14 protein-coding genes are annotated in these 13,392 nt (G+C 72.6%); 5 read left to right on the top strand and 9 right to left on the bottom strand.

Annotated elements, in window-relative coordinates:
* Nucleotides 1-3: 3 nt before the first annotated feature.
* The 9 genes from ABZ808_RS12925 to ABZ808_RS12885 all read right to left on the bottom strand — a co-directional run bounded on the left by ABZ808_RS12925 (nt 4) and on the right by ABZ808_RS12885 (nt 6,974).
* On the bottom strand, nt 4-1,077 hold the full coding sequence (locus ABZ808_RS12925) for a beta-ketoacyl synthase N-terminal-like domain-containing protein (RefSeq protein WP_357004671.1): 1,074 nt from the start codon (nt 1,075-1,077) through the stop codon (nt 4-6).
* Nucleotides 1,074-2,279, bottom strand: coding sequence for a beta-ketoacyl-[acyl-carrier-protein] synthase family protein (locus tag ABZ808_RS12920; RefSeq protein ID WP_357004668.1), 1,206 nt, complete (start codon nt 2,277-2,279; stop codon nt 1,074-1,076). Before ABZ808_RS12920 ends, ABZ808_RS12925 begins: the two co-directional genes overlap by 4 nt.
* A gap of 4 nt (nt 2,280-2,283) precedes the next feature.
* A complete protein-coding gene (locus ABZ808_RS12915) occupies nt 2,284-2,538 on the bottom strand; it encodes an acyl carrier protein (RefSeq protein WP_357004665.1) in 255 nt (84 codons plus the stop codon).
* The gene (locus ABZ808_RS12910) at nt 2,528-3,073 is read right to left on the bottom strand and encodes a beta-hydroxyacyl-ACP dehydratase (protein ID WP_357004662.1); all 546 of its coding nucleotides are present in this window, start codon (nt 3,071-3,073) and stop codon (nt 2,528-2,530) included. Before ABZ808_RS12910 ends, ABZ808_RS12915 begins: the two co-directional genes overlap by 11 nt.
* Nucleotides 3,070-3,519: a hypothetical protein gene (locus tag ABZ808_RS12905; protein ID WP_357004659.1), complete on the bottom strand. Its 450-nt coding sequence runs from the start codon at nt 3,517-3,519 to the stop codon at nt 3,070-3,072. Before ABZ808_RS12905 ends, ABZ808_RS12910 begins: the two co-directional genes overlap by 4 nt.
* A complete protein-coding gene (gene fabG, locus ABZ808_RS12900) occupies nt 3,516-4,256 on the bottom strand; it encodes a 3-oxoacyl-ACP reductase FabG (RefSeq protein ID WP_357004656.1) in 741 nt (246 codons plus the stop codon). Before fabG ends, ABZ808_RS12905 begins: the two co-directional genes overlap by 4 nt.
* Nucleotides 4,257-4,418: 162 nt before the next feature.
* Nucleotides 4,419-5,612 carry a CoA transferase gene (locus tag ABZ808_RS12895; RefSeq protein WP_357004654.1) on the bottom strand — a complete coding sequence of 398 codons (1,194 nt, stop codon included), beginning with the start codon at nt 5,610-5,612 and terminating at the stop codon, nt 4,419-4,421.
* Between the two features lies 1 nt (nt 5,613).
* Nucleotides 5,614-6,783, bottom strand: coding sequence for a steroid 3-ketoacyl-CoA thiolase (locus ABZ808_RS12890; RefSeq protein ID WP_357004651.1), 1,170 nt, complete (start codon nt 6,781-6,783; stop codon nt 5,614-5,616).
* The gene (locus tag ABZ808_RS12885; protein ID WP_357004648.1) at nt 6,780-6,974 is read right to left on the bottom strand and encodes a ferredoxin; all 195 of its coding nucleotides are present in this window, start codon (nt 6,972-6,974) and stop codon (nt 6,780-6,782) included. The genes ABZ808_RS12890 and ABZ808_RS12885 overlap by 4 nt, the downstream gene beginning before the upstream one ends.
* Before the next feature lie 176 nt (nt 6,975-7,150).
* Between ABZ808_RS12885 and ABZ808_RS12880 the strand changes: the two genes are divergently transcribed.
* The 5 genes from ABZ808_RS12880 to ABZ808_RS12860 are packed head-to-tail and all read left to right on the top strand — an operon-like array spanning nt 7,151 to nt 13,363.
* A complete protein-coding gene (locus tag ABZ808_RS12880) occupies nt 7,151-8,788 on the top strand; it encodes an AMP-binding protein (RefSeq protein WP_357004646.1) in 1,638 nt (545 codons plus the stop codon).
* Nucleotides 8,789-8,800: 12 nt separating this feature from the next.
* A complete protein-coding gene (locus tag ABZ808_RS12875) occupies nt 8,801-10,186 on the top strand; it encodes an FAD-dependent oxidoreductase (RefSeq protein WP_357004643.1) in 1,386 nt (461 codons plus the stop codon).
* 23 nt (nt 10,187-10,209) lie between these two features.
* On the top strand, nt 10,210-10,701 hold the full coding sequence (locus tag ABZ808_RS12870; protein ID WP_357004641.1) for a VOC family protein: 492 nt from the start codon (nt 10,210-10,212) through the stop codon (nt 10,699-10,701).
* Nucleotides 10,698-11,906: a cytochrome P450 gene (locus ABZ808_RS12865; RefSeq protein ID WP_357004638.1), complete on the top strand. Its 1,209-nt coding sequence runs from the start codon at nt 10,698-10,700 to the stop codon at nt 11,904-11,906. Before ABZ808_RS12870 ends, ABZ808_RS12865 begins: the two co-directional genes overlap by 4 nt.
* Nucleotides 11,907-11,953: 47 nt before the next feature.
* Nucleotides 11,954-13,363 (top strand): FAD-dependent oxidoreductase, encoded by a 1,410-nt coding sequence (locus tag ABZ808_RS12860; protein ID WP_357004636.1) that lies wholly within the window; start codon nt 11,954-11,956, stop codon nt 13,361-13,363.
* Nucleotides 13,364-13,392 lie beyond the last annotated feature (29 nt).

Genomic DNA, 13,392 nt, shown 5'->3' with positions numbered 1-13,392 from the left:
GGGCTACCGCCGGACCAGGGCGGCGCCGACGCCGCCGTCGGTGCCGTGGGCCGTGAGCAGGGTCAGGCCGGACGGAGGCCGGTCGCCGTCATCGGGCAGGCCCAGCGCGGCTACCAGGGCGAGGGCGGGGGTGGCAGCCCCACAGTCCCCGGCCGCCCGGCTGACGACGAGTTCGGCCGGTCGGTGTCCGCGAAGCGCCCGCAGGGCGGCGGCGCGCTGCGGGCGGCGGCCGGAGGTGATGGTTTCGCTGGTGGCCAGGAGCGTGACGTCGGTCGGGGCGACTCCGGCGACGTGCAGGGCCCGGGCGACGCAGTCGGTGAGAGCCTGCTCCGCCGTGCCGTCGGGGCCGTACCCGGTGGTCACGGCACAGACCGCGGCGCGCCCGGCGGGGTCGGTGTGGCCACCGATCACGAACACCGCGGCACCCTCGCCCGGGAGAACCTCGCCGCCTGCCGGACCCAGCGCGGATGCCCAGGCCCGGTGCGCCGAGAACTCCTCGACCGCGCCGACGAGCATGGTGTCGACGTAGCCGCGGCGGATGGCGTTGCTGGCGTACCGCAGCGCGTGGAAGAAGGCCAGGGGTCCACCGGTGACCGTGGCGTTGATTCCCTTGAGCCCGTGCCGGATGGCCGCCTGGCCGGCGGCGCAGTTCATCACGGTGTTGGGAAACAGCATCGGGTTGACCAGGTACGGCTTCTCCTGGACGAGCGTCTCGCGGCTGTAGTCGCTTGTGGACTTCAGGCTGCCGACGGTGGTGCCCAACACCATGCCGATCCGGGCCCGGTTGGTGTCGTCCACTGTCAGTCCGCTGTCGCTGAGGGCCTCGCCGCAGGCCACCACGGCCAGGGCGGTGGCCCGGTCGTAGAAGCTCGTGCCGCGCCGCCCGAGCCGGGCGCGCACGTCGAAGTCTCTGACGGTGTGACCCTCGGCGCGCGGCAGCGGCTCGGTGACGAGGCCACCGACGGGTGCGCCTGGATGACACTCCCCGGCGAGGGCGGCGACCCGTCGGGCGAGCGCCTCCGGCCGGTCACCGGCGGCGCTCAGCGCCGCGAAGCCGTTGATGGTCAGTGGCGTCATTGGGCGGCTCCGAGCAGGACGATCGCGTTGTTTCCGCCGAAGGCGAACCCGTTGTTCTGCACGAGCCGGACGGTTGCCGACCTGGCCTCGTTCGGCACGGGATCGATGGCGGCCAGCTGCGGGTCCGGGTGCGACCAGTTGACGGTGGGTGGCAGGAAGCCCTGTTCGATCGCCAGGGTGGAGGCGATCGCGCCGAACCCGCTGGCGGCGCCCATGGTGTGCCCGATCATCGACTTGATCGAGCTGATGGGCGGCGGTTCCGGCCCGAACACCTCCAGCACGGCCTGCGCCTCGACCAGGTCGTTGGCCGGGGTGCCGGTGCCGTGGGCGCAGATGTAGTCGACCTGGTCCGGTGTGACGCCAGCGTTGCGGTGGGCGATGCGGATGCACTCGGCGATGCTGTCCCGGTCCGGGGCCACCGGATGGTTGGCGTCGCAGTTGAGGCCGTAGCCGAGCACCTCCGCGTAGATGTACGCGCCGCGCGCCTCGGCGTGCTCCCGGGTCTCCAACGCCAGCACCGCGCCGCCCTCCCCGGTGAGGATGCCGGAGCGGTCCCGGTCGAACGGCGTGCAGGCGGTCTCGGTGAGGGCGCCCAGCCGGTAGAACCCCGCGTGCGCCCAGCGGCAGACCGAGTCGGCGCCGCCGGCGAACACCACGTCTGATTCGCCGGTGACGAGCAGGTCGTAGGCGTACCCGATGGCGTAGTTGCTGGCCGAGCACGCGGTGGCGAGGGTCAGCGATTCGCCGCGCAGGCCCAGCTCCTCGCTTACCGCGTGCGCCAGCCGCCCCGCGGGCAGTTGCTCGATCAGGCGCGGCGGCACCGCGTCGAAGCCCGCTTCGACCAGATGCGCCGTGAGCGCCTCCAGGACGACGGACTCGCCGCTGGTCGTGCCGATCACGGCATGCGCCCGCGAACGGTCCACCGTGTCGAGGTCCAGTTTGGCGTCGTCCGCCGCGAGCCGTGCGGCGGCGGCCGCGAACTGGCTGGACCGGCCCCACCGTTCCGGCGGTAGCCGGCGCAGCCAGGCGGCGGGGTCGAAGTCGCGGACCTCACCGCCGTTGCGGTACGGGAACCCGGACGGGTCGAAGCTGGTGATCTGGGAGATGCCGGAGCGGCCCGCCCGCAGGGCCGCACCGAACGCCGTCACCCCCGTTCCGATGCTCGACACCGGGCCGAGGCCGGTCACGACCACACGCCGCACGGTGTCAGTCCTGCCAGCCGGCGTGCCGGGTGACGGCCTCGTAGGTGGCCTTGAGGTTGCGCAGCTCGGGCAGCTCCGACTGCGGGATCTCCACCTTGAACGCCTTGTCGATGCGGGCCAGGATCTCGATGGCGCGCAGTGAATCCGCCTGGTATTCCTCGGCGAAGTCCCCGGTGTCGGTCAGCTCGTCGGTCTCGATCTCCAACACCTCGGCGATGATCTCCCGGAGCTGCTCGTACCGCTCGTTTTCACCGGACATGTTGGCCTCCTTGGGCACTGGTGTTAGCGGGGATGGTGCGGTCGACGCCGGTCGGGCCGGCCGCGGGTTCGGCGACTGCGGCGCGGGGGCGGCGGGCGGCCATGAGCGAGCCGACGGTGGCGATGCACCGCTCACCGACCCAGCTCTCGCCGGTGGCGAACGCGGTGTCGGCGACGACGCGTTCCAGGCGTACGACGTGCCGGACGACGTCGCCCGGGTAGGCCCGGCCCTCGACGGTGTACTCCCGTGCGCCCACGAAGAGCAGCAGGGCGTCGTCGGTGAGCCGGTGCGACGGTGCGGAGCCGGCCAGCCACAGCAGCGCGGCGCTCTGGCCGAACGACTCGATGAGCAGCGATGCCGGGTAGGCGTAGTCCTCGGCGGTGGCGTCGTCGCCGAGGTGGGCGTAGCACGGCTCGGTGGCGGTGATCGCCTTGACCGTCTCGATGACCGCACCGGGTTCCAGGCTTGTCACGCGGTCGACCAGCAGCAGCGGGTAGCGCTGCGGCAGAACGGCGCGAATCTCGGCGGCGTTCACGCGCCGGCCCCAGTGTCGAAGACGGCGCGCAGTCGCGCGGTGACCGTGCCGTCATTGCGCCGGCCGGTGCCGCGGACCGCCCAACCGGACGGTGCCGGGGCACCGGGGTCCGCCGGATCCACATCGAGGGTGAGTTCCATCTCGTCGCCGCCGAGCAGCGCCGCGAGGAACCGGATCGAGGTGACGGCGCGCAGCCGGGGGGCACCGGGCACGGCCTGGGCCATCGCCTGGCACAGGGTCTCGACCACGAACACACCCGGGTAGATCGGCTGGCCGGGGAAATGGCCGGCGAGGTTCGGGGATCCGGGATCGACCGCGACCCGGGCGGTGATCGTCCAGCCGCCGTCGCGGGGGGCCACCCGGAGTCGGTCGACCGCCGGCAGCGGGGCGGCGTAGGAGACGGGGACCGCGGGTCGCCAGTCGGGCGCGACCGTCGCCGCGGTCACAGGGTCATCCCTCCGTCCACCTGGAACACCTGGCCGGTGACGTAGGCGGCCTGGTCGGAGAGGAGGAAGTCCACCATCGCCGCGACGTCCTCGGGGCGGCCGAACCGGCGTAGGCCGATCATGCCCAGTGCCCGGTCCCGGGCCTTCGCGTCCAGCGCGTCGGTCATGTCGGTCTCGATGAACCCGGGCGCGACCACGTTGACCCGTACGCCGTAGGGGGCGAGTTCCTTGGCCAGCGAACGGCTCAGCCCGATGATGCCCGCCTTACTTGCCGCGTACGCGGTCTGGCCCACGTTGCCGTGGATGCCGGCGATCGAGGAGAGGTTGACGATGGCCCCGGCGCGGCGCTTCATGAATCGGAAGGCCATGGCTCGGCAGAAGTTCCAGGTGCCGCCGAGGTTGACGTCGAGGACCGCCTCCCAGTCGGGGCGGCGGGCCAGCACCAGCGGGCTGTCCCGGGTGATGCCGGCGTTGTTGACCAGCTGGCCGATCGGACCCAGCCGACGCTCGGCTTCGGCGATGAACGCGTCCACCGCCGCGTCGTCGGCGACGTCGCAGGGGGCGAAGTAGCTCGGCACCCCGGCCGCGGCGACCTGCGCCTCGGTCTTCTCGGCGGCCTCACTCGGCTTGCTGTAGCAGCAGGCGAGCCCGTACCCCTCCTCGGCGAGCCGGACGGCCACCGCACGGCCGATGCCCCGTGAGGCGCCGGTCACCAGTGCCAGCGGTCGCTCGGTCACAGACGCCTCCTTAGCCCGTCGCACCCACACCGGGTGCCCCCGATCGGCGACCGGAACTCGTATCTTGCACTCCTATGTTGAAGCATCTTCGGCCTGACATCAATAGAAGCAGCAGGACACACGTAAAGCGCACGCAGATACTATGCAGACGCTGGCCGGACCCTACGGCTCGTCGGGGCGCGGGGCGGCGTCCCCCAGCACGTCAGAGTTGTCCGCGCCGGCGGCCGACGCGCCCCGGCGGATCCGCGTCGGTGTGCGGGAGAACTTCACCGCCGGACCGGTGAGTGGCGCGGTGGAACCGTTGTGCAGCACCGTCGGCTGAAGCATGTCCCGCTCCGACACCTGTGGGTCGGCCGCGACCTCGGTCAGCGTGCGTACCCGCTCGGCCACCAGGCGCGCGGCGCGGAACGCCGCCATGACCTCGCCGACCGTGCGGGTCCGGCACCAGTCGGTCACCAGGCCGTCGACCGCGACACGGTTCTGCCGGCGCTGCGCGCCCCGCCCGTAGCCTGGCGCGCGGGCCAGATCCGGGCGGCCGATCGTCTCAGCCAGCGCCCGCCAGTGCTTGTCCAGGGCGACGGACAGGTAGACCTCGCCGTCCAGGCAGGGGTAGACGTTCGACGGGACCGCGAAGTCGGTCTGGTTGCCCCACCGCTCCGGCGGCGCGCCGGTCGCGGCAAGCGTCAACAGGCCACAACTGCTGGCGAGCAGGCTGTCGAGCATCGCCACGTCGACGTGCTGACCCTCGCCGGTGCGGTCGCGGTGCGCCAGGGCGGCCAGCGCGCCGACGGCCGCGTGCAGGCCGGCCAGTTCGTCGGCGAGGAACGTCGGCGCCCGCACCGGGCGGCCCGCCGGGTCTCCGTTGAGCGACATCCAACCGCTCGCGGCCTGCACCACCGGGTCGTACGCCGGCCGGTCGATGTCCGGGCCGTACTGCCCCCAGCCGGTGATGGACACGAACACGATGTCCGGCCGGACACGGCGGCAGTCGGCGTAACCGACACCCCAGCCGTCCAGCGTGCCGGGCTTGTAGTTCTCCACCACGAGATCCGCCTCGCGCACCAGCCCCAGGAACGCCTCCCGACCGGCGGGCTGCCGCAGGTCCAGCCCCACGCTGCGCTTGTTCCGGTTCACCGTCTCGCGGAACCACGACAGGCCCGTGCCGGGGATCTCCGGCGGCACCTCGCCGTCGCGGCCGTACGGCAGCTCGACCCGGACCACGTCCGCGCCCATGTCGCCGAGCAGGCTCGTGGTCAGCGGGCCGGACCACACCTTGGTCACGTCCAGGACGGACAGGCCGTGCAGGGGGCCGTCCCGGTCGTCGCGGGCCTCCCGATAGAACTCCTCGCGCCGCACGTCACACCCGCGCCAGGATCGTCGCGGTGCCCAGTGATCCCCCGCAGCACATCGTGACAAGCGCCGTCTGCGCGTCCCGGCGCTCCAACTCGTGCAGCGCGGTGACGAGCAGCCGGGTGCCGCTGGAGCCGAGGGGGTGACCCAACGCGATCGCCCCGCCGTTGACGTTGACCCGCTCCAGGTCGGTGTCGTGCTGCTGCGCCCAGTTGAGCACCACGCCCGCGAACGCCTCGTTGACCTCGACCAGGTCGAGGTCGGCAAGCGTCATACCGGCGCGCTCCAGCGCCCGGCCGGTCGCCGCCACCGGCCCGTCCAGCAGGTAGTACGGATCCGCTCCGGTGACCACCTGGGCGACCATCCTCGCCCGGGGCCGCAGCCCCAGCGCCCGGGCCCGGCCGCGGGACATCCACAGAATCGCCGACGCGCCGTCGGAGACCTGCGAGGTGGTGCCGGCGGTGTGCACCCCGTCGGGCACGTTCGGCGTGAGCTTGGCCAGACCCTCCAGTGTGGTCTCGCGCAGCCCCTCGTCCCGGTCGATCCGGCGACGCCCGGCGTGGTCGTCGTCGCCCGGCACGTCGAGGCCGACCACCTCACGGTCGAAGTGCCCGGCCGCCCAGGCCGCCGCAGCGCGCTCCTGGGACAGCACCCCGTACGCGTCGACGTCGGCGCGAGTGTGGCCCTGTCTGGCGGCGACCCGCTCGGCCCCGCCGAACTGCGCCCGCGGCGGGTCGTCCCACGGGTAGTCCGCGGTCTTGTAGTGACCCGGCCCGTTGTAGAGATTGACACCGATCGGGACCCGGCTCATGGACTCCACCCCGCAGGCGATGCCCACGCTGATCGCGCCGCTGCCGATCAGCGCGGCGACGAGGTGGTTGGCCTGCTGGGCGGAGCCGCACGAGGCGTCCACCGTCGTGCAGCCGACCGCGGGGTCCCATCCGGTGCTGAGCCACGCGTTGCGGGTGACATTCAGACTCTGCTCGCCCGCCTGGGTGACGCACCCGCCCACCACCTGCTCCACGGCATCGGGCCGGACGCCCGCGGCGTCGACGACCGCACCCAGCACGTGCCGAAGCAACTCGACACCCTTCAGGCCGGCCAGCGCACCGCCCCGCTTGCCGATGGGGGTGCGGACCGCCGCGACGACGACCGGCTCGCGGTCGTCCGCCGTCACTGGTCCTCCAGCGTGATGGCGAGCTTCGGACAGGCGTTGGCGGCCTGTGTCGTCTCGGGCCACAACTCCTGCGGTGGGTTCTCCTGAAGCACGTAGAGGTAGTCGTCGTCCCGCACCTCGAAGACCGCCGGCGCGGCGAGCGCACAGAGGCCGTTGCTGTCGCACCTGTCAAAGTCCACGCGTACCCGCATCGCGGCCGTCCTCTCTCGGTCCCGGCACTCGTGTTCCACGGTAGTGGAGTACTCGTATCTGGGAAATACAAGCATCGTCTTTGCACAGACCCTTGTGTGTCTTCTGAGCCGTCGATACCGTGCGTACGGATATCCCATGGCCGGCTCCAGCCGGTGATCGGCGTACGGGAGGCCCCGTGGCTGTTCGTGAAGGCTTCACCCCCTGGCCGGCGGAGCTCGCCGCCCGATACCGCGAGTCCGGTTACTGGCGCGGCGAGGTGCTCGGCGACCTGCTCCGCCCCTGGGCCGACTGGGACGCCGAGGCCCGCGACCCCGGGCGCACCGCCGTCGTCACCCGGCACGGCCGGCACACGTACGGCGAGCTCGACGCACGCGCCGACGAGCTGGCCGCGGGCCTGGTCGAGCTGGGCGTACGCCCCGGCGACGGCGTGGTCGTCCAACTGCCCAACACCGTCGAGTTCCTGGTCACCTGCGTGGCGCTGTTCCGCGTGGGCGCGTTGCCGGTGCTGGCCCTGCCGGCCCACCGGCGGGCCGAGCTGACCTACCTGACCCAGTACGTCAGGGCCGTCGCCCTGGTGACCAGCGACCGGGCGCCCGGAGTGGACAACCGCGCGGTGGCGCAGGAGGTACGCGACGCCTGCCCCACGCTGCGGCACGTCCTGGTGGTCGGTGACCCTGGGCCGTTCCTGGCCTGGTCGGACGTGCGCGCCCCGGCCCGGGAGTTGGCCCGACCCGACCCGCAGGACGTGGCGTTCTTCCTGCTCTCCGGCGGAACGACCGGGCTGCCGAAGCTGATCCCCCGCACCCACGACGACTACGCCTTCCAACTGCGCGCCACCGCCGAGGCGATGTCGTTCGACCACCGGCACGCCTACCTCGCCGCGGTGCCGGTCGCGCACAACGCCGCCCTCGGTTGCCCCGGTGTGCTCGGGGCGCTGCGGGTCGGCGGCCGGGCGGTGCTGTCGTCCAGCCCCAGCCCGGACGAGGTGTTCCCGCTGATGGTCCAGGAGCGGGTCACCCTCACCACCGTCATGCCGGCGGTGCTGTCGCTGTGGGCGGAGACCTCCGCCATGTTCGACGTGGACCTGTCCGAGCTGGTCATCGAGGTCGGCGGGGCCGTGCTGCATCCCGACCTCGCCCGCGCGGTCCGCCCGGCCCTGGGCGCCACGCTCACCCACTGGTTCGGCATGGCCGAGGGCGTGCTCTGCTTCACCCGCCCCGGTGACGGGGACGAGGCCGCGGCGACCACCCAGGGCACCCCGATGTGCGCCGACGACGAGCTGCTCATCGTCGACGAGGCGGGCGAGCCCGTCGCGCCCGGCGAGGTCGGTGAGCTGCTGGCGCGCGGGCCGTGCGTGCTGCGCGGCTACTACGCCGTACCCGAGCACAACCGGACCGTCTTCACCCCCGACGGCTTCCTGCGTACCGGCGACCTGGCCCGGTTCGACCCCGAGGGCCGCCTGGTCATCTCCGGGCGGATCAAGGACGTGATCAACCGGGGTGGGGAGAAGGTGATGGCCGACGAGGTCGAGGGGCACCTGCTGACCCACGAGCGGGTCCGGGCGGCGGCGGTGGTCCCGTTCCCCGATCGGCGGCTCGGCGAGAAGACGTGCGCGGTCGTCGTCGCCGACGGCCCGGCGCCCAGCCTGGTGGAGCTGCGCAAGCTGCTGCGGGACCGGGGCCTGGCCGACTACAAGCTGCCGGACCGGCTCGAGGTCGTCGAGGCGCTGCCGTTGACCAACGTCGGCAAGGTCGACAAGCGGACCCTGGCCGCGGCGGTCCTCGGCGACCTGACCGCCACCGTCAGCCGGTAGCGGCAGCGCGGCATGACGGCCTCCCCCGACCGGCCCCGGCGACCGGCGAGCCTGTGGCTGGACACGCTGCCCGCGTCCCTGCGGGCTCGGCGCCCGGCCCTGTCCGGCGACGTGCAGACCGACGTGGTGGTGATCGGCGCCGGATTCAGCGGCCTGTGGACCGCCTACTACCTGACGGAGTTGGCACCGCAGACCTCCGTGCTGGTGGTCGAGGCGGAGCACGTGGCGTACGGGGCCAGCGGACGCAACGGCGGCTGGTGCACCACCGAGATGCCCGCTCTGCTGGCCAACCTCGTGCAGCGCTACGGCCCGATGGACGCCATGCGCTTCTACCGGGCGGGCCAACGCACTCTCGACGAGATCGAGCGGGTCCTCGCCGCCGAGGACATCGACTGCGGGTGGCGGCGCGACGGCTCGCTCTATGTCGCCCGTACCCCGCCGCAGGTCGCGCGGCTGCACGCCTGGCAGGACATGCGCCTCAAGCTCGGCATCACCGACATGACGCTGCTGTCGGCCACCGAAACCACCGAGCGGGTCGGCATCGAAGGGGCGCTGCTGAGCGGCTTCACGCCACAGTGCGCGGCGGTGCAGCCCGCGGTCATCGCCGCCGGGCTGGCGCAGGCCGTGGAGCGGCGCGGAGTGACAGTCGTCGAGGGCACCCGCGTGGTCGGGCTGCGGCCCGGCGTCGTCGTCACCGACCGGGGCACGATCCGTGCCCGCAGCGTGCTGTGCACCACGGAGGCGTACACGGCGGGTCTTTCCGGGCACGCCCGCCGGGTGCTGCCGGTGATCTCCCGGGTGCTGGCCACCGAGCCGCTGTCGGAGCGGCGCTGGCGCGAGGCCGGCTGGCGGGACCGGATCACCGTCGCCGACTCCCGCTACCAGTTCGCCTACTTCCAGCGCACCGCCGACGACCGACTGCTGGTGGGCGGTCGGGGGGCCGGCTACCACGCCGGTTCCCGGCCGGACCCGGCCGCTCGCTCCGGCGACCGGGTCTTCGCCCGGCTGCGGGCGTCCCTGGCCGAGAGCTTCCCCGCCCTGGCCGACACGCCCGTGAGCCACCGCTGGAGCGGGGCGTACGGGATGCACCGTGACGGCGAGCCGGCCGTGGTGTACGACCGCGACAGCGGTCTCGGTCACGCCGGCGGCTACGGCGGCGAGGGCATCGCGTTGAGCAACCTCGCCGGCCGCACGCTGGCCGCGCTGGTGGCCGGGGTGAAGAGGCCCGAGACCCGGCTGTTCTGGACCGGGCACCGGTCTCGCCGCTGGGAGCCGGAGCCGTTGCGGACCATCGGTGTCCGCACGGTCAGCGCGCTGGCCACCGCCGCGGACCGCTACGAGGACCGGCTCCGGCGTACGGCGCCCCTGGCGGGAGCCGTCATGCGCACCGTTCTGTGATCGTCTTCTGCGAGAGGAACTCCGTGGCCAACGACTCCGCACCCCCGCTCAACGGCGGCACCCACATCAACCTGACGGTCCGGGACCTCGACCGCAGCACCGAGTGGTACTGCCGCGCGCTGGGCTTCACCGTCGTCCGCGACGCCCGGCCGGCCGAGTCGGGGTTCACCTTCCGGACGCTGCTGCACTCCCGAGCCCTGACCTCCATCGTCCTCGGACAGGCCGACCAGCCGGTCGAGGAGCCGTTCGACGAGCACCGGGTGGGGCTGCACCATCTGGCGTTCCACGTCCCCGAGCGGGAGGACCTGCACACCTGGGTGGCCCACCTGGACTCGGTGGGCGTCGACCACGGCGGGGTGCAGGAGTTGTTCCTGGAGGCCGGGCACGGCGTGTGGCTGCGCGATCCGGACAACATCTGGCTGGAGCTGTACTGGCTCAACGCCGACTACTTCATGCGGCGGATGCGGGAGCACCACCGGGCGCGACGGGCCGAGCGCGTCGGCGGGCAGCGGTGACGCTTCCCGACGCCGTCGCGCGGCCTCGGATCGCCGCGGTCGACCTGGCCTGCTCCGACGACCCCTACCCGGAGTACGAGCGGCTGCGCGCGCAGGGCCCGGTCGTGCGGGGCGAGTTCGGGCAGTGGCTGGTGGTCGACCACGCCACGGCCAACGCTCTGCTCCGCGACGGCCGGCTGGCCAGCCACTTCCCCCGGGAGTTCATCCGGCTGACCCTGGGCGACGGACCCGCCGCCGAGTTCCCCTCCCGCATCGTGCTCACCCAGGACCCGCCGGTGCACACCCACGCCCGCCGGTTCCTCGGGCAGGCGTTCGGCACGCCCCGGGTCCGGGCGATGACCCCGGCGGTGGCCGCGCTGGTCGAGGAACTACTCGCCCCGGCCCGCGACACCGGCCGCCTCGATCTCGTCGCGGAGCTGGCAGTGCCGCTGCCGGTCACGGTGATCTGCCGGCTGATCGGCATTCCCGACGCCGACCGGGAGACGGTGCTGCCCCGGGTGATCGAGCTGGCCCAGGTCTTCGACGCGGCGAACCTCCAGCCCGACGAGCGGGACGGCGTGGACGCCGCCGTCGCCTGGCTACGCGAGTACGTCACCGCCCTGCTGCGGGACGCGCCCGCCGGCGACTCGACCCTGGCCGGCATGTTCGCGGCGGCCCCGCCCGAGGACCGTGGCGACATCGCCACGATCGTCGACAACCTGCTGTTCCTGTTCCACGCCGGGTTCGAGACGACCATGGGGCTTGTCTCCAACGGTTGCATGGCGCTGCTGAAGCACCCTGACCAGCTGGACCGGCTACGTCGGGACCCGGCCCTGGTCCGGTCGGCGGTCGACGAGTTCCTCCGATTCGACTCGCCGATCCAGAACGCGATCCGGGTGGCACGGGAGCCGGTCGAGATCGGCGGTCACAAGATCAGGACAGGCCGGTCGGTGATGCTGCTGCTCGGCGCGGCCAACCGCGACCCGTCGGTCTTCGACCGGCCGGCGGAGCTGGACCTGTCCCGTACCCCGAACCCGCATCTGGGCTTCGGCGGCGGCCTGCACCACTGCCTGGGCACCGCGCTGGCCCGGCTGATGGGCGAACTGACGTTCACCGCGCTCGCCAGCGGGTTCCGTGACCTCGCGGCCGACGGTGACGCTCTGCGCCGCCACCACGGGAGCCTGCGCTCCTTCGAGCGCCTCCCGCTGGCCGTCCGCCCCGCGTGATGCCGACACCTGCCACCCCCGCGACAGCCCGTTAAGGAGAGACCCGCATGGCGCAGTTGTCCACAGAGATGTACTGGCACTCCACAGAACCGACCGACATCGGCCCGCCGCTGGACGGCGACGCCTCCTGCGACGTGTGCGTCATCGGCGCGGGCTACACCGGGCTGTGGGCGGCGCACTTCCTCAAGCAGGCCGAACCGGGCATGTCGGTACGGGTGGTGGAGGCGAAGTTCGCCGGCGACGGCGCGTCCGGAATGAACGCCGGGTTCGTGCAGATGACCGCCGGCAAGGTGCTACGCCGGATGCTCTGGTACTACGGGGCGGAGAAGGCGGGCGGGGTGTACCGCGCGGTCGCCCGGTCGATCCTGGAGATCGGTCGGTTCTGCCGGCAGAACGGCATCGACGCCCAGTACGAGAACACCGGCATCCTCCAGGTGGCTACCGACACCAAGCAGCTCGCGCGGCTGGAGTTGCAGATCAAGCGTGCCCAGCGGGCCGGTGTGACGGGGTTCCGCCTGCTCGACCGGGAGCAGGCGCAGGAACGGATCGGTTCGCCGACCGTCCTCGGGGCGCTGAAGGTCAGTGGCGCGCTGCTCAACCCGTACCGGCTGGTGCGCGGGCTGGCTCGGGTGGTGCAGGAGCAGGGCGTGGTGCTGCACGAGCAGACCCCAGCGCAGACGGTCGAGAAGGTCGACGGGAAGTGGCGGATCACCACCCCACACGGCACGATCACCGCCGACCAGGTGATCGTGGCGACCGAGGCCATGCAGGGCGCGTTCCCCGAACTCCAGCCGCGCCAGATGCCGGTGTGGAACTACCTGCTGGTCACCGAGCCGCTGACGGATGAGCAGTTGGGCCGGGTCACCTGGCCGGGGCGGGAAGGCGTGGCGAACTCGCTGTCGTTCTCCACCGCGGCCCGGCTGACGGCCGACAACCGGGTGCTCTGGGCGGGCGGCCTGTGGTACATGTTCGGCAACCGGGACACCGATCCCCGCCACCGCCGCAACGACGAGGCGTTCGACAAGCTGGGCGAGTCGTTCCGCGAGTTCTTCCCGCAGTGGCGGGACGTGCGGTTCAGCCACGGCAACGGCGGGCTCATCAGTTGGAGCCACAGCTTCATCCCGCAGTTCGGCCGGACCGACTCGGGCATGGTCTACGGCCACGGGTACACCGGCAGCGGGATCGCGGCGAGCCACACCGGCGGGAAGATCCTGCGCGACCTCGTGCTGCGTCGCAAGACGGAGTTCACCGAGCTGGCGTTCGTGACGGTCAACCAGCCCAAGTTCCTGCCCGCCCCGTTCGGCGACAAGGGCGGCGAGTTCTTCATCTGGCGGCAGCGGGTGGGCGACCAACTGCCGCTGCTGCTGCCGTACCGGGCGGCGCTGGCACCGAAGCGGTTCTTCGCGCGCCGTACGGCGTCTCCCGGCCAGGCCACCCCGGGCCGCGGCAGCGACTGATCCGCTAACACGCCGCCAGCCGCGCCCGA

The organism is Micromonospora sp. NPDC047527 (genome assembly GCF_040643015.1).
In the GTDB taxonomy this organism is placed as follows: Bacteria; Actinomycetota; Actinomycetes; order Mycobacteriales; family Micromonosporaceae; genus Micromonospora.
The sequence above is the reverse complement of the archived record's forward strand: the minus strand, read 5'-3'. Positions and strand labels throughout refer to the sequence as shown.

Excerpts from the sequence above, each read along its gene's own strand:
- ABZ808_RS12885 (WP_357004648.1), bottom strand. The coding sequence starts at position 6,974 with ATGCGGGTACGCGTGGACTTTGACAGGTGCGACAGCAACGGCCTCTGT.
- ABZ808_RS12860 (WP_357004636.1), top strand. The coding sequence starts at position 11,954 with ATGGCGCAGTTGTCCACAGAGATGTACTGGCACTCCACAGAACCGACC.
- ABZ808_RS12875 (WP_357004643.1), top strand. The coding sequence starts at position 8,801 with ATGACGGCCTCCCCCGACCGGCCCCGGCGACCGGCGAGCCTGTGGCTG.
- ABZ808_RS12925 (WP_357004671.1), bottom strand. The coding sequence starts at position 1,077 with ATGACGCCACTGACCATCAACGGCTTCGCGGCGCTGAGCGCCGCCGGT.
- ABZ808_RS12915 (WP_357004665.1), bottom strand. The coding sequence starts at position 2,538 with ATGTCCGGTGAAAACGAGCGGTACGAGCAGCTCCGGGAGATCATCGCC.